Origin of the sequence: Citrobacter sp. Cu231, assembly GCF_030332265.1 — a bacterium.
Lineage (GTDB): Bacteria > Pseudomonadota > Gammaproteobacteria > Enterobacterales > Enterobacteriaceae > Citrobacter > Citrobacter meridianamericanus.
Window position 1 is genome coordinate 249,015 of sequence record NZ_JAOWIE010000044.1, and the last position, 23,849, is coordinate 272,863.

Consider the following 23,849-nt stretch of genomic DNA (forward strand, 5'->3'; position numbering starts at 1 on the left):
CATCAACGTGGCTTATTTACTCATGGTGGAGATATTGAAGACCTGTTCCAGCATGGGGTTGAATACAAATCCTTTAACGTCTTTGTTCATCGCCAACTGATAATTTTTCTGGAATAAATAAACGTAGGCAGCTTCATCAATTACGATGGTTTGCGCCTGCTGGTAATCCTTGGTTCTGGCCGCCTGATCGGTGGTCGCCAGGGCGCTACGCAGCAGCTTATCGACTTCACTGTTTTCGTAGAAGGAGCGGTTACCGGGTAAACCTTTCTTGTCTGACTCAAACCAGTAATTCATAAACATGTACGGGTCGGCAAAATCCGGGCTCCAGTTGCCAATGGCAATGTCGTAATCTCCCTTACCTACACGGTCACGCATGGTGGCGTTTGCCAGTTTCTCCAGCTTCACCTTAATACCCAGTTTGCCAAGACTTGCCTGAGTGGCGAGCGCGATAGGTTCCCAGTTAGGGTCATTATCAGAGTACAGGAAGCTCAGGCTTTCAGGTTTGCTGGCAACGTTGTCCCACGCCGCTTTCGCTTTGGCCTCATCAAAACTGTACTGCATGGCCTTGTCGTCAAAACCCCACATGCCTTCAGGGATCGGACCACGCATTTGCTTCCCGTTGCCGCTGAGGATCCCATTTACCATGCCTTTATAATCGGTGGCCCACGAGATGGCGCGGCGTAAATCCACCTGATTGAGCGGCGCTTTACTGTTGTTCAAATACAGATAGGTCACGCGCAGTGAGGGATAATCCGCTACGTTAACTTTGCCTTCCTGTTTTAAAGCGGCAAGCTGGTCAACTGGAAGCGCATCGGCAATGTCGATATCGCCACGTGACAATTGCAGTCGGCGGGAGGCGCTTTCACCGATGATTTTTACCGAAACCCGCTTAAACGAAGGTTTTTCACCGGCATAATACGGGTTAGGAACCAGCACCAACTGCTGTCCTTTTTGCCAGCTTTTAAGCATGAACGGACCAGAGCCTGCCGTGTTTTGCGCCAGGAATCCGCGGGCATCGTCTGCAGCATGCTCTTTTAAAATGGCCGGGTTAATGATTGAGGCTCCGTCATTCGCCAGCGTATACAGGAACGGCGCAAACGGCTGACTGAGGGTAAACTTCACCGTCGTGTTATCGATAGCCTCAACCTTCAGATCTTTCGGGAATGCTTCTGCAGGGCCCTGGCCAATTTTGAGCAAGCGTTCAAAAGATTGCTTTACCGCATCAGCCGTTACCGGCGTCCCGTCGGCGAATTTGGCATCGTTTTTCAGGGTAAACGTCCACTCTTTCTGGTCGTCAGAGGCTTTCCAGCCGCTGGCTAAATCACCTTCAACTTCCGTGGAGCCTTTACCGCCGTCGGTTTTGTACTGAACCAGTCGCTGATAAGAGGGGTAGGTGACCGTCCAGTCGTTGTTATCGATGGTCACGGCGGGATCGAGCGTTTGAGGATCGGCTGCTTTACCAATCACCAACATATCTTTGGGAACGGCGGCCTGTGCGGCGGGCAGGGCAAACGCCAGCGCAACGGCAATCAGAGCGGGGCGAAAAAACGCGTTTAACGCAGGTGTAGTCTTCATAACCAGGCTCCAGAATCAAAGGGGATGTTGTGTTGCTGTGGGAGTGACAGTGTAACAATCCATCTGATCGTCAAGCAGCGGATAGCGGGCGGCATCAGGTAATTCAAAATGCCACCACTCGCTGTTGATACCGACAAAGCCGCCGCCGAACATAATGGCATTGAGCAGCAGGCGATTACGCTGTGCAATCGGAGGAACAGACGGATGCCAGGCATGGGAACGGTCGTGCATTTCATCAAAACCGGCTCCCATATCAAGGACCTTGCCGCGATCGTCCATTAACGTAACGTCAATAGCCGTGCCGCGGCTGTGATTAGAACCAATCGCCACATCGACAACGTACTGAGGATCCGGACACGCATTCCACAGCACCGCCTGTGCCTGCTGCGGGCGATACGCGTCGTACACAACAAGCTTCAGGCCCGCCAGTTGCGCAATACTGATGCTTTTAGCCAGCGCGGTTACCGCCTCGGTGTGCAACAGACAACGTGCTTCCCGGTAAATTGGCGCACCGGTAATGTTATCTGCAGTAGCGTATTTAAGATCGATATGCAGTGACGGGAATATCACCGACAGATCGACCAGTTCTGGGGTCTCTGACATAGCACGTTTCCTGTTTATTGTTCAAATTGACCAAATTGTTGTTGTAACTGGCGATTGGTTTGCAGGCGTTCTGTGAGGGAGTCACCCAGTTGTGCCACCACCGCAGAGAGTAATAAGTTGAACAGACAGCTCACCGGCGCCAGTGAATCCCAGAAATGCCCGGTGTCAGTTTTCACCTGAAGCAAATCAATGGAATAGTCTCTGGCCCACGGGCACCACACATCGGTGACCAGCGCCAGCGGAATGCAGCGCTCTGTGGCGATACGGCAATATTGTCTGGAGACCGCAGAGTAGGCGCGCATATCGGTGATCACTACGTAAGGCTGGGTGAAACCCGAATTCAGTGATTCCACCCAACTGCCTGAAAGCCCTTCGGAGTAGCTGACTTTAGGCCGCAGGTATTCCAGATGGCTGAAAAAAGCGTTGGCGATCCCGCGGGTAGACTGGATCCCAAGGATAAACACGGCTTCAGCATGCGCCAGCTGTTGCGCAATGCGTAAAAATGTCTCGCCCTGAGCAAGCTGATAAACGTGGGTAATAGCGTCGATTTCCAGTAACAGCGACTGCTGCGCGCGATCGGACAGACTTTGTTGCTGGTGCCAGGAGTCCAACCGCTCGTTCATACCCCAGGGCTGATAGGGAACTACGGGTAGTTCTCGCAGGCTGGCTTTTGCATCTTCCAGATTGCGAAAGCCCAGTTTACGCAGATAGCGTCCAACGGTAATGCCGCTGGTTCCGGTCGCTTTCGCGATACCATCCGCCGTCTCAAAAGGGATCTGTACAGCATGGGCTAACAGCCATCCGGCCACGCGCTTTTCGCTAGGCGTCAGCTGGCTAAAGGTCTGCTCTATGCGGGTAAATAACTCAGGTTTCGCTGTCATTACTTTCTCGCTGTTAGTTGTCTGTCAGATTACGGCTCACTGTTAGCGAATTAACAATGCAGGACGCGTGCCAGGCTGGTAACAGCGGCATGCTGGCTGTTTTTGTTAAAATTCAACTCAAATTCGTTAACCAATGATCAACATTTGTGCAGCGTAGTTCAGTTTTGGTGCAGTGACAGGGGTATGGAGTATGAATCTACTGATTTCGTCGGAACGATCACATTGTGGCCACGTTTTGCGCTCGAACATCAGAATCAGTAATGTGAAATATAAATTTCAGCCATATCCATGGTGTTGATCTTTATTCTTATGAAGGTAGGGGTATTATTTTTTGCGAACTACATTAACGGTTTGAAGCGCAAGTGTAGATATTATTTATATTATAAATGGAGTACTACAATGAATAAATTCTCCCTTTCTACAGCAGGTATTCTGGTCGCAGCGCTGTTAACCAGTGTCAGCGTCAATGCAGCAACTGATAACGCTAAAACTGAAGTGACTCCGAAAGGCATGAGCTGCCAGGAGTTTATTGATTTGAACCCGCAAACTATGGCTCCAGTGGCTTTCTGGGTGCTCAATGAAGACGAAGACTTCAAAGGTGGTGATTACGTGGACTATAACGAAACCGTCACTACCGCAGTTCCTCTGACCGTTGAACTTTGTAAAAAACATCCGCAGAGTGAATTAAGTAAAATAAAAGACGAAATCAAAAAAGAATTATCAAAATAAGATTAAGTTGTTATTTAAACCCAGTCCAAGTGCTGGGTTTTGCTATTCGTGACAACGTCACTTATTTATTTTGTGATACTTAAGAAAACTTTATAAAGATATAAACGCCTGTGCCGATACTGGATAAAACTTAGCCTTTCGCACAAGGAGTTTGTATGGCCTGGTATCCCACTCGTATTTCAACGCGTTTAACCATCGGCGGCATTCTGCTGCTTGCAGTCACGACGCTTGTTATTGTGGCGATTATGCTCTGGCGTGGTCAGCCGCGCGTTGTTGAAATCAACACAGCACTGATCGAAGAAACAGGGCAAGGTTTAACCCGTCAACTGAGTACCGTGTTGTCCCGAATTGAAGGCGAGACCGTCAGCCTGTCACGACTGGCTGAAGTATTGCCCAACGATGAATCCCTCTACCAAAGCGTCGTTCCACATCTGATTGGCGAAAGTAAAGACTCGATTATTACCGGCGGCGGCATTTGGCCAGAACCAGGCGCCTTTACCGCTGGCGTGGAGAAGCGCAGCTTTTTCTGGGCGCGTAATGCGGAAGGAAAACTGGTGTATTCCAACGACTATAACGTCGAAGGATCAAGCGGATACCATAATGAAAGCTGGTATCAGCACGCCAAAAACCATTCACAAAACAGCTGCCTATGGTCTGATGTGTATCAGGACGCCAGTTCGGGCGTCAACATGGTAACGTGCAGCGTGCCATATCAACTGGCGGGCAAGTTTGCCGGGGTTGCTACCACCGATATTCGTCTGGATAACGTCGCCACCTTTATGCAACAGCAGGGAAACAGCACCGGAGGTTACGCGTTTGTGGTGGACAAACAGGGGCAAATTCTCTACTTCCCGCAGGCCGATTTGGCAAAATATAAAACCATTAATGAACTGGCGCAAAGCGCGCAATGGCTTATCCCGGTGGAAAACGGCCTGAAATCTCTCCGCCCGACAGATGGGGTGAAGACTATTACGCTTGCAAACGACAACGTCCTGAATACGGCGTCCCGGGTGATGCTGTTCCCGATGGCAGATACCGGTTGGGTAGTGGGACTGGTGACGCCTGAATCACGTATCGTCGGCCTTGCTAAAGTGATGATGCAGGACGTACTGGAAGTTTTGATCCCGATTATGACGCTGTTGCTGGTGGGATCCTGGCTAGTGGTTCGCCGACTGATTTCGCGTCTCGATGATACTCGTCAGGCACTTGATGACATTGCACAGGGAGAAGGCGATCTTACCCGTCGCCTGGATGTGCGTGGTAAAGATGAGATTTCAGCCATCGCCGAAGCGTTTAACCTGTTCGTCGATAAAATCGCAGCCGTCCTGATCACCGTCAGAAGCAGTAGCGTGGTAGTGGCGAATAACGCCGTCAGTCTGGCAGACAGTAATATGGAACTTTCATCTCGCGTAACGCAGCAGGCCGCGGCGCTGGAAGAGAGTTCAGCGGCGATGGAACAATTAAACGCAACCGTTCATCAAAATGCCAGTAATACACAACTGGCGGATGAACTCTCCGATAGCACAGCGCAAACGGCCAACCGCTGCGGCGATGTGATGCAGGGCGTTATCTCTACGATGGACAACGTCAGCGCGTCATCCGGCAGAATGGTAGAAATTGTTGCAGTCATCGACAGCATTGCGTTCCAGACCAATATCCTCGCCCTCAACGCTGCGGTTGAAGCCGCCAGAGCGGGTGATGCAGGCAGAGGCTTTGCCGTTGTGGCCTCCGAAGTGCGCACGCTGGCCCAGCGAAGTGCCACCGCTGCACAGGAAATAAAAGCGTTGATAGATGAATCCGTTTCTCATGTTGGTAGCGGAAGCCAGCAAATTCACCATGCGGGCGAACGTCTGGGAGAACTGGTCAGCAATGTACGTCAGGTACGTCAGCTGATGGGGGAAATTCGTGTGGCGGGTGAAGAACAGCGTAAGGGCGTTTCAGAAGTTACGCTGGCCGTTACCGAAATGGACAGCACCGTTCAGCAAAACGCCTCGTTAATTGATGATGCCGCCGCACGTACGCAGGCATTGAAAGAGGAGGCGGAACAGTTGGCGTTGTTGGTCTCGTCATTCAGATTGCCTGAGCCTTCAGTTGCCTGATAACGACACGATATCCGGGTGCAAACGTTGTGCCCGGATAACTCCAGTATAATGATGCTTAACCACGAATTATCGATTTAACTCCTTTTTATTGTGTCTTACAAAACTTTGAATCATTCCTCGCTTAACTCTATAATATTGGGTGTAAAGTCTATTTTATCCCTATAAGAGCCAATATTATGGATTTAATGCTCAATACAGCAGCCGATATCGTCAAACTACTTTGCGACAGATTGCGTAAGGAACGACTCGCGCGGCAAATGACGCAGGCTGATGTTGCCGCGCGTTCAGGGGTCGGTGTGAATACCGTTTCAAATCTGGAAGCGGGTAAGAATGTAGGATTTGAGAATCTGGTCAAAGTCGCGATGGTGTTAGGCTATGGTGAGGCGCTGGAGGGCTTATTTAAACCCAGGATTGACAGTCTGGATGATATTTTGCGTTACGAGAAGAGCGCAGCACGCCAGCGGGTGAAAAGGAAAAATACTGATGCCTGAGCAAGTCGATGTCTTTTATGAAGGCTGGGGTGAAAAATGGTTGTGGGGAAAACTGGTGTCTTCCACAGCCCTGACCGGACGCCCGTTGATCGCTTTTGAATACAGTGAAGACGCCATACGTAAGGGGCTGGAGCTGTCCCGGCTAACGTTACCGCTGAACGGTCCCCGTTTACGCAGGGATTTCCCGGCTCATCAATTGGGATTACCTGGTCCCGTGTACGATTCGCTACCTGATGGCTGGGGGATGCTGTTGATGGATCGGTTATTTAAACGCCGTGGACTCAACGCAGCGCGCATAGGACCTCTGGAGAGGTTAACCTGGGTCGGCAATAACGCAATGGGTGCCATGACGTTCCGGCCCGTTCAGTCAGATGTCGAGAAACTTTCAAAAGAGGATGTTCCTCTTGAACAACTGGCATCTGAGGTTCAGGAAGTCCTGAGTGGAGAAGGCGGGGAATTCTTGCAAAAACTTCTCCAGATGGGAGGTTCACCACAAGGGGCAAGGCCAAAAGCGTTACTTTATCGTGACAGTGTCACGTCAAAATTCACCACTGTGCCCCTCCCGGGGAGCGAAAGCTGGTTGATTAAATTTCCTGCCAGGCACGAGCATGCCGAGGTATGTGCCATCGAAGCAGTATACGCAGAATGTTTGCGGCAATGTGGGATTACCACGCCAGATACAGCGTATTTCAATCTGCCTGACGAGCAGGCGGCGTTTGCTACCCGCCGTTTCGACCGTGAGCAGTCGGTCCGTATTCCTATGCAGAGTCTGGCGGCATTTACCGGTGCAAATTACCAGATACCCGGTGCTTTAGATTACCGGGATTTTCTGCGCGCCACACAGATTTGTACCAATGATGTCAGAGAAAAAGCGAAAGCGTTCGAACGCGTGGTTTTCAACGTGGCATTTAACAACCGCGATGATCATCCCAAAAACTTTGCCTATTTAATGTCAGCCGACGGAAACTGGACTTTGGCCCCGGCTTACGACGTGACCTGGTGCGAAGGGCCAGGCGGATATCACCAAATGGACGTGCTGGGAGAAGCGCTGGATATCGAAAGAAAGCACCTGCAGCAGCTTGGCGAACAGGAAGCCGAGCTATCAGCTGAGCATGTGAACGCCATAATCGACAAGATCTGCCACTATGCGACAGCGCTAAGCGTTACAGCCAAAGACAAATACGCCGATCAGATAACACAAACTACGCTGAATACGATACAGAAACAGATTAATGATAATGTCCGCAGGTTAATGTCCAGGTGATGCCGAGACAGTCGCCACGTGGACTGAAGACGTCGGCCTGAGCGGGGAAAAATTTCCCCGCTACATTTCCCCGCTAAACAGACCAGAGGACAACCATTAACGTCCCCAACGGTTGCGAATATAAGTTACCGCTTCCTGCGTTTGCGGTTGATTAAGATAATCTTCGCGAAACAGAATAGTGCCGTTAATGTGCGGTTCCGACTCGTTCAGATCGAGCTGTTTTTTTAACTCTGGTACACCGCCTTTAACCGTCCAGTCTGGTTCTTTTCGCGACGGCTCGCCGACTTTGTAAAGCGCCACCCCTATATAGAGGCGAGTGTTGGTTGATTTCACGACATCTGCCCACCATTTTGCCAGCACATCGTATCGTGCCGCATCGCGGGCGAAGGGCCAGTACAGTTGCGGGGCGATATAGTCCAGTAGCCCCAGTTGCACCCAGCGGCGGGTATCGGCGTATGATTCATCATACGCTGCCGCGCCGCGCGTGTCGGACCCCGCTGGATCGTGCGAACGGTTGCGCCACACACCCGCAGGGCTGACGCCAAACTCGACTTCAGGTTTGAGTTTCTTGATGGTTTGTGAAACCTGGGCGATCAGACGTTGCGTGTTATCACGCCGCCAGTCTGCTTTGGATGCGAATTCCTGGCCGTATCGTCTGAAAGTCTGGCTGTCGTTGAGCGCAGAACCGGGAGACTCGGTATAGAAGTAATCATCAAACTGCACGCCGTCAATCGGGTAATTCTCAACCACTTCAGCCACGATGCTGGTTATCCAGTCGCGAACTTCCGGAATGCCGGGATCTAACACAAAACGCTCGCCCGAGGTGCGGATCCAGTCCCGATGCAGAACATAAACGCTGGAAGGCGTCTGTGACAACGTATTGTTTAATTCGGTGATTGTCGAAGGTTTGGTGTTCACGGATACGCGGTAGGGGTTAAACCACGCATGGACTTTCATGCCGCGTTTATGCGCTTCATCAAGCATAAACTGGAGCGGATCGTAGCCCGGATCCTGACCAATCGTTCCCGTCAGAGTATCTGACCACGGCAAGATTTTTGATTGCCATAGCGCGGTGGCATCAGGCTTTACCTGGAAAAAAACGGTATTAATACCAAGACGTTTCAGATTGTCCAGCTTGTCAGTCAGCGCTTTTTGCTGCTGGCTGATGCGAACGCCAGGCGAACTGATGTTGACAGATGAAATCGGTGGCCAGTCCAGACGCGAAACCGTTGCCAGCCAGATACCGCGCACTGGCTCTTTGCTCTGCTGTGATTTGTTTACCGGAGTCTGTGGGGTGATTTTGGAACCTGGCGGCTGTGAAGAACAACTGCCGAGTAGCAACATACTACCTACCAGCAGCGTGAACCATTTCATGTTGGTGAGCGGCAGTCTGGCTCGGGAACGGGCGAGTAAATTCGCCAATTTTTTTTGATAATTTCCTGAAATAAAACCGGATGCAGACATCAGATTTGGCTCTTATTTCTTCTTGTTGCGGCTGTTAGCCCAGGGATCAATGGCCGGTTCGGCGGTGTTATTTGAGGCCTGGTCATCCAGAGAATCAAGGTACAGCGCTTCAACTTCTGCCCGCGCCCACGGCGTACGACGCAGAAACTTCAGACTGGATTTAACGCTCGGTTCATTTTTAAAACAGTTGATGTTAATGCGTTGTGCCAGCTCAGCCCAACCGTAACGATCAACCAGTGCATTGACCTGCATTTCAAGCGTTACGCCATGTAAAGGGTCTTTAGAAATATGAGCATTCATATGAAGTCCAGTTCAGTGGTTCCAGATTTTGTCAGTAGTGCGACGGAAAGAAGGTTACAAGAAAGCAAAGCTGCCAGCAATGGCAGAAACCGGTATGACGCGCAAGCAGAACGCCATACCGGCAATGGAGGGTTCAATACTCTTTAAAGGCCAGTTTCAGACGGGCAATTAACAGTTTAAACAGGTAACTCATCAAGGTTCGTTCACCGGTCTTGATCGTCACGCTGGCGGGCATTCCCGCTTTAATTTTTAATTCGTTCTGTGGGGATTTCAGTTTGGCAATGTTAATTGAAGCTTCAATTCATGAGGGAAATATAACATCATCTCAGTCATCTGGATGACTGTTGCTGCATTAATTTGTGATGAACATCGTTATTATTGTATTTAATTCAGGTTAAGAAAATTTTTCTTATGGAAATTACCATTATCATTAAAACTCAATAAAAGCAATTAGTTAGAATGGAAATATCGAAATTAAGATCTTATTTAAGATCGACCTAATATGATTTGAGAAAACAAAGGTTTTAATTTCTGGGATTATTCTTAAACTAGCCGTCATCGTAGGGTTACTCTTACGGTGTTATAAGACATTACTGATGTCGCCGCATCCCTGAATAAATACTCCACGCTAAGCGGAGAAGGGTTATTGCATCATTTTATTACGATGCCAGTGTATTTATTAATTAAGGATAGACAATATGAAAACCAATATTCCTCATGCCAGTTATATATTTGCAGCTGGTGGCCTTGCATTATTGTTTGCGCAGATAGCGTATGCTGATTCAGCAAATACCATCACCTTTAAAGGCGAAGTGACCGAACAAACTTGCGAAGTCACGGTTAACGGTGTAAATGCACGGCCAGTAGTATTACTGCCATCTGTTGCGAAAAGCGATCTCGCGTCAGCAGCATCTTCAGCAGGCCTGACAACATTCACCCTCGGCGTGACCGGCTGTACAGTTGATTCTAACGCGTTGGATATTAAAACCGTCTTCGTTGCAAATAATATGACCGAGCGCGGTAACCTGGCTAATACAGGTACCGCGCAAAATGTTGAATTACAACTGCTGACCGATAGCGCGGGTACTACGCCGATCGATTTACGTACTGGAACTCCGGTTGCAGGAATTACCGTTGCGGCCGGAAATACATCCGGTGAGCACGACTTTGCCGTGCAGTATTATAGCCCGAACGGTGGGGCAACCGCCGGGACAGTTGTTGGCACTGTGCAATACGCCATTTCCTATTTGTAAGCGAGATCTGCGTGATGAAAGGATTGGCTATTAGTTTGGCAGTAATGATGATGTGCTTCTGCGCGCAGGCAAGCATAGTGATGACCGGCAACCGGATAATCTATCCGGCAGACAGTCGGGAAGTCAGCGTGCAATTAACTAATCGCGGCGACGTCCCCGGCGTTGTTCAGGTTTGGCTTGATGATGGCGATGCACAATCAGTACCACAAACTGCGGCCGCTCCTTTTGTCACCACACCACCGGTCTTTCGGATGGCGGCCCACGCGGGGCAAACTGTGCGGTTGCGTTACATCGGTAAACCCGTCGCACAGGACAGGGAATCACTGTGGTGGTTTAACTTCATTCAGATCCCGCCCACAAATAAGGACGCGCAAACCGATAACCAGCTTCTGGTGCTGGTGCGTAGCCGCGTAAAAGTATTGGTCAGACCGAAAGGGCTGGTGGGTTCACCGCTGGAGATGGCGAACACCAGCCGGGTCTGGCTGCAGAATGGCAAGCTGCATTTCCGCAATAACAGTGGTTACTATCTCGCACTTTCGTCACTTGACGTCAGCGGCACGGGAAAAAAACAGCGCATTCAGAGCGAAACGATCGCACCGTGGACGACGATGTCATGGCCTGCAAAAATTTCGCAATTGAACGACGCGCAAATGCGCTGGATTAACGATCAAGGAGCCTCATTAAGCGGGCGTGTGGCGCTGGAGAAGCAGGACAATGTCCGAGACTAATCCACGTTGGTGGTGGCTGTTTTTGCCCATTGCGATGCCTGTTTTTGCCAGCGATTACACCTTTGATGAAACATTGTTGCTTGGAAGTGGCTACGAGAAAGGCCTGGCAATGCTCAACGATCCGGATGCCGTGGTTGCGGGACGTTATAGCGTGGATATCTGGCTCAATGGACAATATGTAGGGCGGGATGATGTGTTGTTTCGCCAGAATACCGCAGGGCGTACCGAACCTTGTCTTCCGGCTAAATTTTGGGATGAACAGGGCGTAACAGCAGCACCGGAACAAGCGCAGGAATGCTTCGCCCCTGAAGCTCGGATCAGCGGTGGACGGTGGGATTTTGACCAGAGCCTGTTGCGTCTGAATCTCAGCGTGCCTCAGGCCGCATTAAAACGTACCCCAATGGATTATGTACCGCCGTCGCAGTGGCAAAGTGGCGAGAGTGTGCTGTTCAGTAACTACAATCTGCACGCTTATCACAATAAAAATAACGGTCAGCAAAGTGATTACGGCTGGCTGGGTCTGAGCAGCGGCTTCAATATGGGGAGTTGGCAATTTCGCCAACAGTCATCTGCCAACTGGCGGCGCGATGGCGATCGTGAAAGCCAACGCTGGGATGCGCTGCAAACCTGGCTTCAACATCCTGTTGCAACACTGGAGAGTTTACTGACTGTAGGCGAAAGCTACACCTCGGGAAATCTGCTTGGCAGTATGGCGTTTACAGGTGTCAAACTGGAAACCGATCAACGGATGTGGCCGCAGTCGCGACGCGGCTACGCCCCAGAAATTCGTGGCACGGCATCGACACCTTCACGTGTCGTGGTCAAGCAGAATGGTCGAACGCTTTACGAAACCAGCGTGCCACAAGGCCCCTTTGTACTTGATGATTTGCCGAATACAGCCTGGGACGGTGATTTACAAGTTGAAATCACCGGCGCCGATAACAAAAAGAGTAGCTATACCGTGCCATATGCCAGCGTACCTTTATCACTGCGTCCTGGCGTCTGGCGCTACGGTCTGGTGGCAGGGAAGACCCGGGATTACAGCGCTGCCGATGGTCTGTTTACCGATTTCACGCTGGAGCGCGGGATGACGAATCTCCTGACCGCTAATGGCGCTTTGCGGATCGGCGACGACTATCAGGCACTGCTGATGGGAGGCGTTCTGGCTACATCGATGGGCGCTTTTGGTGTCGATATTACCGGTTCGCGGGCCCAGATTTCTTCTCAAACTATGAGTGGCTGGCGGTTGCAAACCAACTGGAGCAAAACGTTCAACCCGACAGGCACTCACGTCGCGCTGGCGGGGTATCGCTATTCCACAGAAGGGTATCGTGACTACGGTGACGTCCTGGGTGAGCGAAGCGTCAGTGGGAGCAATGCGCAGTGGCGCTCGGATACACTGCGTCAAAAAAACCAGTTCTCCGTTACGGTGAACCAAACACTGAACAGCTACGGAAACCTATGGCTGTCGGGATCAATGATGGATTACTACAGTGACCGTGGCAACAGCACACAATTGCAGGCTGGTTATAACACCACCTTTGGACGAATAACGTTAGGTATGTCATTCAGCAGACAGGATACCTGGTGGCGTAACGGCGATCGGTCACAAGTGCAAAAAGAAAACATGGCAACGATTACCGTCTCAATGCCTTTCGGTATAGGCGAACGTGAGCATACGCTGGCGCTGTCGGCGAGTCAGGCTCAACATGCAGGGCGCAATGCACAGTTGGCATTGTCTGGTGCGCTTGATCAGGATGAAACCCTCAATTACGCGCTGTCCACGGGCTGGCAACAAGGGCAAGAGGAATCGAACAGCGTGACCGACTGGAGTGGTTCGCTGCAAAAAAATACTGCTTTCGGCACGCTAAACGGCAGCGTTTCACAGTCACAAAACTATCAACAATGGGCTGCTGGTGTTCGCGGGGCACTCGTTGTACATCGCCATGGCATCGTTGCCGGCCCGTGGGTTGGCGACACATTTGCTCTGGTAGAAGCGCCAGGCGCTGCGGGAGCCAGAGTAGGGGGTGGACAGGGTGCAACCGTGAACAGTGGGGGTTATGCGCTGGTCCCCTCGTTGACACCTTATCGCTATAACAACGTGACTCTCGACGGTAGCGGAATGAACACCAACGCAGAGCTTCAGGAGAGTCAACGCCGCATTGCGCCAATGGCAGGGGCCGCAGTAAAACTGCGTTTTGCAACGCTCTCTGGCTATCCGTTACTCATCACTGTGAAGAGTGACGTGACGTTACCGATGGGAGCGGCAGTGACCGACAGTCGAGGCCGGGTAGTGGGGATGGTTGCCCAGGCTAATCAGGTATATGCCCGCGTTGAAGACGAAGAGGGACTATTGATGCTGGAAAGCAGTGATTGTTCGTTGCCGTGGAAACTTAACCCACAACAACGTACAGAACCATTAATTGCATTAACGGTGGATTGCGTAATAAAAGGGCGCTCATGAGACTATTTTTTCTGGTGCTGGCGCTGTTTTCTTGCCAAACGCAGGCCGCCTGTGAATACATTATTTATCCATACAAATCAGGGAGTAGTGGTGCACAAGGCACCCACAGACTCAGTGCAAGTACGGACGGCATCGCCAATGACTGGCGCTCCGGCGGCGGCAACGATGCCTGGAACGGATTATTGCCGGGATTGAGTAAGTCTGTTGATATCACAAGTAATAGCAGCTTTCAGCCAGCAGGGACGATCCTGACTTCCAGCGGCGGGATCCCTTTTACTACATATGCCCATAAAGGCGGTGGTTACGATCCTGAGCAGGTATTTTTCCGTTGTACACCGGACACTGCCGGGCAACTTTATGAAGCCTGGTCAACGAACGGCGATGACATCGTGGCTGGCTGGTATGAAGCAACGGATGTACCTGGCGCGTATCTGACCATAATGAAAAACGTCGCATTACGCTTGACGCATGACGCGACAGGTAGCGTCTTTACCGACAGTTGGCAGCAACGCCCACTGGAGAACCTGGATCTTGACACCAATGGCAACTTCCTGATTAAGGCCAAGAACTTCTCGACGATAAGTGCCGAGTTGATTAAAACGCTGGATACACGCTATTACGCCAACCAGGCACAGTCTGCTACTTATAATAGCTATGTGAATCCCAATGCTTACGTGGTTTTTCGTGGGCCAGGTACAACTTCGTGGGGTATCAAGATAGGTCAGCCGCACCGTGGTGGAAATTGGGCTGGCTGGGCGAATGACTGGCCATCAGTGATCAGCCTGTACAACAACGGGATCTTCGTCAAACGTGCAGCAATGTGTCAGGTCACTGATTTTACGCCGGTAGTGCATCTGCCGCCAATTTCCGTGGCTCAGCTTAAGCAAGGGGAATATTCCTCAGCCCCCTTCCAGATAGGATTTGCCTGCGAATCAACGGTGGTTTCCGGTGTTGCGACCGGGAAGAGCAATGTCGCAATGGGGCTGCTTGCGCCGGAAAGCAGCGTCAACAGCGCATGGGGTTTTAATTTGATTACCGGTAAAACAGTAACCTGGCTATTGGATACGCAATATGGCGCTCCCGGGCGTGCTCGCGGCGTTGGCGTGCGTGTTTACCGTGCGGGTAATCCGGTGAATTTTATGGCGGTGTCGACTGTCGGTAGCGGTAGCGAAGGCGGCTGGATGCCAGTCATTGGCAGCAATACGCAGCAAAATGGCAGCCAGGATGGCATCAATTACTACAGCGAAAGCTTCGAAGCTCGTCTGGCAAGTTTTGGCGCGGATACGTTAACGGCGGGGAGCTACCAGTCACATGTACAAGTTTTATTGCGTATTCAGTAGCCTCTGGATGCTGGCATTTGGCCTACATGCGGCGGTTAACATCAGTACTACTCGGGTCATTTTCAACCACGGAGAGACTCAACGCTCGGTGATGTTAGTCAACGACGGTAAATATCCCGTGGTGGTTCAAAGTTGGGTAGATGACGGCACCCCAGAGAAAGGGCCATCACAGGCCAGTTCGCCTTTTATCGTGCTTCCCCCGGTGCTAAAAATTCTCCCCGGCGAACAACGCGAGATAAAGGTTATGACGACCGGTGCGGGGCTTGCCAACGATCGCGAATCATTATTCTGGCTCAACGTGTACCAGGTTCCAGCGGAGGTGAAAAGTAGCTCAACTGGTGAAAAAGTGCGCTTAACGTTAAGAAATCAGCTAAAAGTCCTATGGAGACCGAAAAACACAGGCGTGTTGACTGAAAAAAGCATCAATCTTCTGAGTTTTCACCATGAAAGTGGGGAAATTTATGCTGTTAATCAGAGTTCCTGGAACATAACTCTGGCTAATGTATCTTCAGGAGACTATTCCATAACTGGAATAGTGGTTTCACCACGTTCCCGGCAGGTAATTTTTAAATCCGCGCCTCCTGAAATGCTGAATAATAAGATAAACTTCACTGTGATTAACGATGAAGGAAATCGTTGGGGATTTTCAACTGTCGTAAATTAACGCTGGCAGTGCTCGCACCAGCTAAAATGACAAAAATCCATATTCAGGGAACATAATGGCACACGTGTTTTTGCTTAACAGTACCGTTGTATTCTGGCCAGAGCGGAACGTACTCTACGCGAAATCAGATGAGACCAAACGTATAACATTAAGCAATCCGGCAACCCGTTGTTTACTATTATTAATTCAACAACAGGGTCAAGTTATTGGCCGTGATTATTTTTTTGAGCATGTCTGGTATATTAACGGTGCGCAGGTCACCAATAATACGTTCTATCAGAATATCTCCTTGTTACGTCGCGCTTTTAAAGAACTTAGCCTGAATGAAGAACTTATCGTAACCGTACCGAAAGTCGGGATCCGTCTGGAGCCGCAACTGGAAGTGCTGGAACAGAAGATAGAAGAGCCGCTCAGCGATCACCCCGTCACGCCATCGGTAACGTCGGTAAACACAGTGACAAAATCACTGCGTATGCGCACACTGTGCTGGATTTTGGCGAGTGTGGTGTGCTGCGTTTTCGCCGCAATAGTGACCTGGGAGGCACAGTTTGATCCCAGACTCAGTCGTTATGTGCCATTAAGCGTAGGGGAGGGATGTCACTGGTACGCCAATCAGGATGTGCTTAAATTTGATCAGCACCAGCAGTTTATCAAAACAAGTACGCTGGATTGTCAAAGCTATCCCTGGGTTTATCTCACGCTGTATCCCAATTTCCCGCGGATCTCCGCATTAACTTGTCGAAAGCAATTTAGTCGCTGGCGGGATAATGATTGTGTGACCCATTATTATTTCGCGGAGTCCAGACATGTGGGGACGTAATATAAAATGGTGCCTAGGCATCATCTTAGCAGTAGCGTTAACAATTGCAGCCACGGTGACGTTACAAAACTGGCAGCGGTCGCATTTCGATTGCTCTGGAGAATTAGTAATGGAGTATCCAGATATTCGTGGTGATATTTCAGTCAGATACGTTTTTAATGGCAGCAATGGGGTGGCTATTTTACGCGGAAAAATCACTGATAATAACGGTGAAAATCTGGCGGTAAATCAAAATGTCTGGTTTACCTTTACCCGCAAGGATGATGATTACTTTATGGAATCCGGAAATGTCGCTTCAAGTTCCGGTGGCACTAACATTCATCCATTGTTAGCGAGAACGTTGCCAGATTTTTTCCTTAAACCCAAAGAGCCATTTTATTTCAGCATATTGCGACTCAATAGCAGTACATGGCAGTTCTATACCAGCCGTTCGCCGTCGGTATTTTGTCAGCGTTAAACCACTGAGATTGCACTCTGTATAGCGTTTGCATACAGAGTGCTTTGCTCAAAGCATCTCAACTGCAGGAGAGCGAACTTTGTTCATGATTGGTTATTAGACAGAGAAATCAGACGGGGCGAAGGGTGGACAGGTCCATGGGGTTAGAAGCCTAATGCGGTATAAATTCCATTTAACATAATATACATTATGCGCACTTAGATAGAGTAAGAAAGAACCTGAGTTTTTTTGGTCGTCCTTGTGCAGCTGAAACATAGTGTTAAACGGCGCTGCTGCGAATCAGACGATACAGGACATGTTGTGCTAATCGATGATCTGGCGGCAACGCGGGATGCACAAACTCTTCTACTTTACTCATGCCAAGGCGTATCATCAGGTTCTCAGACGGTTTGTTCAGCACCGAAGTAAATGAAACCACCTCAGTTAACGCCAGTTCCTCGAAAGCAAAAGTCAGGCAGGCTTCGGCAGCTTCCAATGCCAACCCCTGATGCCAGAATGATCTCGCAAGACGCCAGCCTATTTCAGTACAGGGTGAAAAATGAAACTTATCAGGTTGTGGATGTAAACCTACGCAGCCCACAAACTGGTGTGTTTCTTGTAGTTCAACGGCCCAAAATCCCCAGCCGCGCTCTGTAATGCCTTCCTGGAATCTTGCGGCAAGATTGTCGCTTTCCGTGCGTAGCAATGGAGCCGGGAAAAAACGCATCACATCGGAATCGGCATTTAACGCGGCGAATGGCGCTCTGTCTTTCGCTTCCCACTGACGGAGAATCAGTCTCGATGTTTCCAGCATAAATCTGCCCTTATCATTCATTTTCATATAATCTTCTAAAAGAAGCTGCTCATCGGCAAGGACTAATGAACCCCCTTTCCGCCTTTTCTTATTATACTGGAGATTCATACATGGCCGACTGGAACCCTTCGCTTTATTTGCAATATGAAACTGAACGTTCAAGGCCCGCAGCGGAATTACTTAGCAGAGTGGCGTTAGAAAGTGTTCGTTCAGTTGTCGATCTTGGCTGTGGTCCGGGAAACAGTACAGCATTACTGCATCAGCGCTGGCCTTCAGCTCAAATAACTGGGGTTGATACCTCACCCGCGATGCTGAATGAAGCGCGCAACACATTACCAAAATGCCATTTTATTGAAGCGGATATCAGTACGTTTCAGGCAGAGCAACCCGTGGATCTGCTTTATGCCAATGCATCGTTACAGTGGGTACCCGAACACTATGATCTGTTCCCAAATCTGGTATCGCTGTTGGGTCACAACGGCGTTCTGGCGGTGCAAATGCCGGATAACTGGCTGGAACCTACGCACGTTCTGATGCGCGAAGTGGCTTATGAACAGGGTTACCCCGATCGGGGCCGAGCGCCGCTACCTGGCGTACATGCCTATTATGATATTTTGACCGAGGCGGGCTGTGAGGTGGATATCTGGCGTACGACGTATTATCACATTATGGATTCTCATCAGGCGATTATCGACTGGGTAAGCTCTACAGGCCTGCGTCCCTGGTTGCAGGATTTGAGTGAAAGCGAGCAACGTCAGTACCTGGCGCGCTATCATGAATTACTTCAGGAGCAATATCCACTACAGGAAAATGGCAAAATTTTGCTGGCATTTCCACGTTTGTTTATTGTTGCCAGACGCAATAATTAAGCATTTATCATCAGATAGATCACAGGAATGAACTATCGTCTATGAGCGCCCTCGCCTTTTTATCATAAGTATCTAGTGGCAATGTCGGGCATCTGCTAGTGTCTTGCAACGTGATTATGACGGGGGTTGTTATGTCTAAAATCTACACTGGTGGGTGTCTGTGTGGTTCTATCCGCTTCACTGCCAGTAGCCCTAATAATTCCCATACCTGTTCCTGCAATATATGCCAGAAACATACTGGCGCACCGACCGTCGTCTGGATTGAGTTTGATGCGGAAAATGTTGAATGGACGGGAAAAGCCGGAAGACCAACAATCTGGCGCTCATCAGAGACAGCCAGTCGAGCCTTTTGCTCCCAGTGCGGCAGTTCTGTGGGCGCTATTGATGACGCCCCGGTAATTGCGCTTTTAGCCGGGGCTTTTGACGATCCTAACGATGAAGACCTGGCGCCAGAGTTTCATTCGTTCTACGAGATACGGCCGATCTGGTGGCAAAACGAGCGCAACTAGGTTAATTGGTAATGCTTATCCGGCATGTGCTTTGCTGGCACATTTGTTTCATCATTCATTTGCAGCAAATCGATTTCGATTGCATTGCAAATCGCATCCAGCGGCAGATCGTTGTTCTCAGTGCCAAATGGATCTTCAAGCTCTTCGGCAAGCGTATCGAGCGAAATAAAAGTATAGGAAATAAGCACTGAAATAAACGGTGTCATATAGTGCAGATCTACCACCAATGCGAATGGCAACATGATACAAAACAGGTACACCGTGCGATGAAGGATTAAGGTATAAGCAAACGGCACCGGGGTATTAGCAATCCGCTCACAACCGGCCAGTACTGCAGACATATCATTTAACCTATTGTTTAAACTGTGAAATAATATGTCAGTCAGTTGACCATTACGTCTGCGTACGGCCAACCACTCGCCCATCAGCAACAAGATGCGGTTTGCCGGTGATTGTGAGGCAAATACCGTCTGTATATCTTTCTCGCTCAGGTACTTCGCTAACGGCTCTGCCTGAGGCTGTCGGCGTAAAGTCATGCGTAAACAGTGGGCAAATGCGATTTGCAGATGAACAAAATGCCTCAGATCAGCGTCGTCCGGTAAGGTGGTTTTAACCTCTCGCAGTAATGAGCGGGAAGTTATCATCAACTGCCCCCACAGGTGTCGGGCCTCAACGTAACGTGAATAGCAGGCGTTATTGCGAAATCCCAGAAAAATAGCTATCGCCACGCCGAGAATGCTGAACGGTGCCAGGGTAAATTTGATACCCAGCATCGTATACCATGGCAGGATGATAATAACCACAATAGAAAGAAGGAAATTAAGAAGCAGCCGGGTAAAGATTTTTGATAATACGGAGCCATGCCAGACAAATATCAGGCGTATCCAGTGTTGTTGAGGTCTAACGATCATGGTTATCTTAGAAATGGTTGGGAGCCAACGCATTAAACTTGATTGTGATCAATGTTGCAAGCTTCTGACCACACCAGCTTCTTCCCTGCTAAAAACTTAGTCAACTCCGTTGTTACGGAACGGTGTTTTTTGAAAGTGCTTATTGTATGTTGTAACTAAATAAGATTTATCATTACCATTCGGAAAATACCTCACATTCGAAACAGATAACGTATGCTAACTTTATATTGAATGACCGGACGGGTATTGTATCTTCAGTTTCTTAGTGGTCATTACAGTCATTCATTGGGATATAAATTACATAAAATCAGAGAATAAATTATGTACATTAAAGAATGGCTCGCGAATCAGACGCATGTTGCCACCTCCGTTTTTCATCTCGGTAGGTACTGCGACGACTGGAAAGCCTCAACATACCCAACCGGTATGCCCAGTTTTCATTTGGTGCTGGAAGGGCAATGCTGGCTTCGCTTCACCGATCGTAACACTGTCGTAAACCTGTCCGAAGGTGATATTGTATTCTTTTTCTTTAATATGCCATTTTATTTAGTCTCTTCTCCCGAGGCGAATACCGAGAATATTCCAAAAAAATCGATGTATTCCATCAGTGAACCTAAAGATGGCGATACCGCCCTTCTGTGCGGTTTTTTGCACCCAAAAACCATACAGGGTGAAATTCTTTTTGCTCTACTGCCGGAATTCATGATAATCAAAAAAGATGATACATCCAGCCAGAAAATAAGCCAACTGGTTGCTATTTTACAGCTGGAGTGTTCAGTCTCACAGTCAGGGTGCGAACTGGCTCTCGCACGACTCACCGATCTTTTATTGGTTTACATTGTTGAGCAAATTGTTGATGAACATCTTGTCGATATAAAACTGTTGGATATTTCACAACACGCCCCCTTCTCTGATCTTTTATTGCAGATTATGCATAACCCTACACTCGACTGGTCAATTGATATGATGGCCGGTAAAGTAAATATGAGTCGCTCAACCTTTATCAGAAAGATAGATGATATATGCGGTTATACTCCTAATGAGCTGGTAACCCGACTGCGTATTAACATCGCCATTAACTTATTGCGCAGAGGCTACAAAGTTGAAGAAGTAACATCACGTGTGGGCTATGAGTCATTATCCGGATTTAATAAAGCCTTTCGAAAAATCACGTCGAGCACACCCGCTGATTTTTGGAAAGCACGTTAGTTATCAATGCAAAACTACTCTGCCATACCGTGCATGTCATGCTGTTCATAACGCAGGTATAGTGAAAACGGATGGCTCAATAACCCACTAAACTTTTTAAGGTTGAGCAATAACATAATATTATATTTGTGGCTAAAGAGCGTTTTTATGGCAATATTCAAGTCATCCGTAATCACACGCTGACTCTTATGCAATAATGTCATTGTTATGATATGATGTTGTCTTCTGGTTAAATATATTTTAGGTTGCCATTCATAGAACCTACCATGAACAACCAATTCTCTTAAATCTTGTACCTGAATTGCTCGTGGGATAAACCTAACCTTCATTCCAGGAAAGCATTTTTTAATCCCAAAAGGTGACATAATATACATGCGTTCAGGTTCAATCAACGCAATCCGCTCGGCCAATGGCGTATAAATGACATTGTTTTTAAAAGTATCTAATATCACATGAGCATGCCGATGACGTTGCAGACAAATATCTTCTACACAACGGATATGCTCTGTCATATCCGGACCCAAAATACAGGAAATTGAATAAAATAAAAAACGATCCTGAGTAATGACGAGATACACCTTTTTATCCTGTGAAAATTAGCCTGATGGCGCGGTTAAGACGGAGTTAATCCATAATGGAACTTCTGGAATGCGATCAATATCGGTACGCTGAAACAGATGCCCCTGAAGCCAGCAATGCGGGGTCGTCATCAGAGCCATTGTGTGGCCGGTGTGTTCTACTCCCTCCACGATGACATTTCCTGCAAAACGAGTCAGATCGCGGATAACCTTTCCCAGCCATGCCTCATCGCTGACATGGTGTTGCCAGAAAAAAGACTTATCAATCTTCGCCCCACTAAAATATCCCCTGATCAGCAAACCAAAATTGTTATGGCTTCCGGAGCCAACATCATCCAGCCACATTGAGGCATGGGGCCGTAAATGATGCAGTAATCCCCGTTTTTCTTTGTCTGAGGTGGGGAAATGCTCATGTACCTCAAGACGAATAAACGGCATTTTAGCGATCATAGAAAGTACGGCCTTGTCACGAAGAAGCCATACAGCCGTATCAGCATCCACATTCAGTGAGATAACGATGTGGTGGCGAACCAACCAATTTTGCCAGCAGCTAACACCGTGCAGTTGGCGCACAAAATTTAGCCATTTATACTCCGGCGTGAGAATATCGGTCACATCGTTGTACGAGACCGTATTCCCTTCAGGCGTCGTAAACGATGTCAGCACTTCCATGGCAACCAGACGCCCCGCCATGGTATAAACCGGCTCACAAACATAACGTTGCTTATAGCTGTTTATCATGCTGCGATTACTGGTAATTAATAGTGTAAGTCAGGCTAGTTTTGATCGACCCGCCCTGCACCGAATCGCTGGTTCGGATGATACGCGCGCCCAACGGAAAACGGACTGAACCACTGCTGTCTCCAACCGTCGGCGTGACAACCATACTGCCCGCGAGATTCTGCGCAACGTAGGTTCCTGATTGTTTCGAGGCGAGCTGTACGCCAAATCCTGATGCGGTGGCCGTATTATCCAGAGCGACAATTCCATTTACGGAATCAATAGCGGAGGTGTTCGGTGTCAGCGTCATAGTAAGTTTGTTGGGCGCAATACTGCCTGACTGGGATACGTTGCCAGAATTAAAACCTTGAATATTGTACTGGGTATAGCTTCCATTACTGTTATTACCCAGGAATGTAGAACACCCGGTCAATGTCACTGGCGTATCCACCCACACACTGGCGTCACCCTGATTTCGTAAGAGTGTGGTGTTAGTCGTTCCCAGATCCCAATTAAAGTTGGGCGTCGTACACGTTGGCGTTTGCAGCGTAAAACCGCCGGTAATCGTATGCCATGCCACTCGAGTCGGATTATTATCGGCATCTATCGCATCAATTCTCACTTGCGGAAAAAGTGCGCTATTCACTGTTCCGGCAGTAATTGGCCCCATTTTGACCAGCTCAATAGTAAAATCTAGCCACCCTCCCGGATTGACCTCACCAGTAAGAGAAGTGGTATTGAATGGTAAGTATTTATTCTCAAAAGGATTACGAAAGCGTATCCCCAGGCCATTAATGCCCGTCTGATAAATATTACTCTGACCTGGATACAGCGAACCGCCAGACAGACCCATTCGCACCGCGGCCCCTCCCTGTGTGCAGTTCACGGTTACGGTGGCATAGCCTCTTACCTGCTGCACTCGGATATTGCTACCGACAGGAAAGTCCTCTCCAGCACTGAATGTTGCCGACTGCAACGCAACCTGGACGGTGTACTGATTATTCGTCGAGCAGACGGCAAGACTATGGCCAGCAAATAACAGCCCGCTCGTCGCAACGAGCAACTGAACTATCCGCAGATGTATTTTGGAACGAATCAAACTGAACATGTATTCTCCATGATCGT

At 49.1% G+C, this 23,849-nt stretch carries 24 protein-coding genes; 14 read left to right on the top strand and 10 right to left on the bottom strand.

Translation table 11 applies throughout. The features are described 5' to 3' along the window. Positions 1-12 precede the first annotated feature (12 nt). From OGY15_RS18835 to OGY15_RS18845, 3 genes are read right to left on the bottom strand one after another with little or no spacing between them, the layout of a single operon-like run. Positions 13-1,575 (bottom strand): ABC transporter substrate-binding protein, encoded by a 1,563-nt coding sequence (locus OGY15_RS18835; protein WP_151219235.1) that lies wholly within the window; start codon positions 1,573-1,575, stop codon positions 13-15. Between the two features lie 15 nt (positions 1,576-1,590). Continuing rightward, complete coding sequence (gene ddpX / locus OGY15_RS18840; protein WP_286540622.1) at positions 1,591-2,178, bottom strand: D-alanyl-D-alanine dipeptidase; 588 nt, start codon at positions 2,176-2,178, stop codon at positions 1,591-1,593. A gap of 14 nt (positions 2,179-2,192) precedes the next feature. Further along, positions 2,193-3,059 (bottom strand): MurR/RpiR family transcriptional regulator, encoded by an 867-nt coding sequence (locus tag OGY15_RS18845; RefSeq protein ID WP_252838782.1) that lies wholly within the window; start codon positions 3,057-3,059, stop codon positions 2,193-2,195. A gap of 399 nt (positions 3,060-3,458) precedes the next feature. On the opposite strand from OGY15_RS18845, the gene hdeB reads away from it, so the two are divergent. The 4 genes from hdeB (at position 3,459) to OGY15_RS18865 (ending at position 7,645) form a co-directional block, all read left to right on the top strand. Further along, positions 3,459-3,788, top strand: coding sequence for an acid-activated periplasmic chaperone HdeB (gene hdeB, locus OGY15_RS18850; protein WP_043016321.1), 330 nt, complete (start codon positions 3,459-3,461; stop codon positions 3,786-3,788). A 155-nt stretch (positions 3,789-3,943) separates the two neighbouring features. Next, positions 3,944-5,887, top strand: a complete 1,944-nt coding sequence (locus OGY15_RS18855) for a methyl-accepting chemotaxis protein (RefSeq protein WP_151219232.1) — start codon at positions 3,944-3,946, stop codon at positions 5,885-5,887. A gap of 179 nt (positions 5,888-6,066) precedes the next feature. Next, the gene (locus tag OGY15_RS18860) at positions 6,067-6,381 is read left to right on the top strand and encodes a helix-turn-helix domain-containing protein (protein WP_151219231.1); all 315 of its coding nucleotides are present in this window, start codon (positions 6,067-6,069) and stop codon (positions 6,379-6,381) included. Then, entirely contained in the window at positions 6,374-7,645 is a 1,272-nt protein-coding gene (locus OGY15_RS18865; protein ID WP_252838781.1) for a type II toxin-antitoxin system HipA family toxin, read from the top strand. The genes OGY15_RS18860 and OGY15_RS18865 overlap by 8 nt, the downstream gene beginning before the upstream one ends. A 96-nt stretch (positions 7,646-7,741) precedes the next feature. On the opposite strand, the gene OGY15_RS18870 is transcribed toward OGY15_RS18865, so the two are convergent. Both OGY15_RS18870 and OGY15_RS18875 read right to left on the bottom strand, forming a co-directional pair. Next, positions 7,742-9,109, bottom strand: a complete 1,368-nt coding sequence (locus OGY15_RS18870) for a glycoside hydrolase family 10-like protein (protein ID WP_187259659.1) — start codon at positions 9,107-9,109, stop codon at positions 7,742-7,744. Positions 9,110-9,121: 12 nt separating this feature from the next. Then, complete coding sequence (locus OGY15_RS18875) at positions 9,122-9,409, bottom strand: VF530 family protein (protein ID WP_151219229.1); 288 nt, start codon at positions 9,407-9,409, stop codon at positions 9,122-9,124. 698 nt (positions 9,410-10,107) lie between these two features. Between OGY15_RS18875 and OGY15_RS18880 the strand changes: the two genes are divergently transcribed. Genes OGY15_RS18880 through OGY15_RS18910 form a run of 7 tightly spaced genes read left to right on the top strand, consistent with a single transcriptional unit; the run spans position 10,108 to position 17,135 of the window. After that, entirely contained in the window at positions 10,108-10,662 is a 555-nt protein-coding gene (locus OGY15_RS18880; RefSeq protein ID WP_151219228.1) for a fimbrial protein, read from the top strand. Between the two features lie 14 nt (positions 10,663-10,676). Then, entirely contained in the window at positions 10,677-11,390 is a 714-nt protein-coding gene (locus OGY15_RS18885) for a fimbrial biogenesis chaperone (RefSeq protein ID WP_247604998.1), read from the top strand. After that, the gene (locus tag OGY15_RS18890) at positions 11,377-13,854 is read left to right on the top strand and encodes a fimbria/pilus outer membrane usher protein (RefSeq protein ID WP_278237949.1); all 2,478 of its coding nucleotides are present in this window, start codon (positions 11,377-11,379) and stop codon (positions 13,852-13,854) included. The genes OGY15_RS18885 and OGY15_RS18890 overlap by 14 nt, the downstream gene beginning before the upstream one ends. Beyond that, positions 13,851-15,194, top strand: a complete 1,344-nt coding sequence (locus tag OGY15_RS18895) for a fimbrial protein (RefSeq protein ID WP_151219226.1) — start codon at positions 13,851-13,853, stop codon at positions 15,192-15,194. The genes OGY15_RS18890 and OGY15_RS18895 overlap by 4 nt, the downstream gene beginning before the upstream one ends. A 7-nt stretch (positions 15,195-15,201) precedes the next feature. Further along, positions 15,202-15,858: a fimbrial biogenesis chaperone gene (locus tag OGY15_RS18900; protein WP_151219225.1), complete on the top strand. Its 657-nt coding sequence runs from the start codon at positions 15,202-15,204 to the stop codon at positions 15,856-15,858. Between the two features lie 55 nt (positions 15,859-15,913). Further along, positions 15,914-16,678 (top strand): winged helix-turn-helix domain-containing protein, encoded by a 765-nt coding sequence (locus OGY15_RS18905; protein ID WP_151219224.1) that lies wholly within the window; start codon positions 15,914-15,916, stop codon positions 16,676-16,678. After that, on the top strand, positions 16,665-17,135 hold the full coding sequence (locus tag OGY15_RS18910; protein WP_279574369.1) for a YqeJ family protein: 471 nt from the start codon (positions 16,665-16,667) through the stop codon (positions 17,133-17,135). Before OGY15_RS18905 ends, OGY15_RS18910 begins: the two co-directional genes overlap by 14 nt. A 259-nt stretch (positions 17,136-17,394) precedes the next feature. Here the strand turns inward: OGY15_RS18910 and OGY15_RS18915 are convergent, their stop codons facing one another. Next, positions 17,395-17,928, bottom strand: coding sequence for a GNAT family N-acetyltransferase (locus tag OGY15_RS18915; protein WP_286540756.1), 534 nt, complete (start codon positions 17,926-17,928; stop codon positions 17,395-17,397). A gap of 110 nt (positions 17,929-18,038) precedes the next feature. On the opposite strand from OGY15_RS18915, the gene tam reads away from it, so the two are divergent. Together tam and OGY15_RS18925 are read left to right on the top strand one after the other, a co-directional pair. Continuing rightward, positions 18,039-18,797 (top strand): trans-aconitate 2-methyltransferase, encoded by a 759-nt coding sequence (gene tam / locus OGY15_RS18920; protein WP_151219191.1) that lies wholly within the window; start codon positions 18,039-18,041, stop codon positions 18,795-18,797. Between the two features lie 131 nt (positions 18,798-18,928). Then, on the top strand, positions 18,929-19,306 hold the full coding sequence (locus OGY15_RS18925; RefSeq protein ID WP_286540631.1) for a GFA family protein: 378 nt from the start codon (positions 18,929-18,931) through the stop codon (positions 19,304-19,306). Here OGY15_RS18925 and OGY15_RS18930 read toward each other — a convergent pair. After that, positions 19,303-20,217 carry a bestrophin family protein gene (locus OGY15_RS18930; RefSeq protein WP_286540634.1) on the bottom strand — a complete coding sequence of 305 codons (915 nt, stop codon included), beginning with the start codon at positions 20,215-20,217 and terminating at the stop codon, positions 19,303-19,305. The two genes, OGY15_RS18925 and OGY15_RS18930, sit on opposite strands and share 4 nt — an antisense overlap. 321 nt (positions 20,218-20,538) lie before the next feature. Between OGY15_RS18930 and OGY15_RS18935 the strand changes: the two genes are divergently transcribed. Further along, positions 20,539-21,426, top strand: a complete 888-nt coding sequence (locus tag OGY15_RS18935; protein WP_151219188.1) for an AraC family transcriptional regulator — start codon at positions 20,539-20,541, stop codon at positions 21,424-21,426. 14 nt (positions 21,427-21,440) lie between these two features. Here OGY15_RS18935 and OGY15_RS18940 read toward each other — a convergent pair whose 3' ends face one another. Genes OGY15_RS18940 through OGY15_RS18950 form a run of 3 tightly spaced genes read right to left on the bottom strand, consistent with a single transcriptional unit; the run spans position 21,441 to position 23,832 of the window. After that, positions 21,441-22,004 carry a helix-turn-helix domain-containing protein gene (locus OGY15_RS18940; RefSeq protein ID WP_151219187.1) on the bottom strand — a complete coding sequence of 188 codons (564 nt, stop codon included), beginning with the start codon at positions 22,002-22,004 and terminating at the stop codon, positions 21,441-21,443. An 18-nt stretch (positions 22,005-22,022) separates the two neighbouring features. Next, a complete protein-coding gene (locus OGY15_RS18945) occupies positions 22,023-22,745 on the bottom strand; it encodes an EAL domain-containing protein (protein WP_286540637.1) in 723 nt (240 codons plus the stop codon). 7 nt (positions 22,746-22,752) lie between these two features. Beyond that, on the bottom strand, positions 22,753-23,832 hold the full coding sequence (locus OGY15_RS18950; RefSeq protein WP_286540639.1) for a fimbrial protein: 1,080 nt from the start codon (positions 23,830-23,832) through the stop codon (positions 22,753-22,755). Between the last annotated feature and the right edge of the window lie 17 nt (positions 23,833-23,849).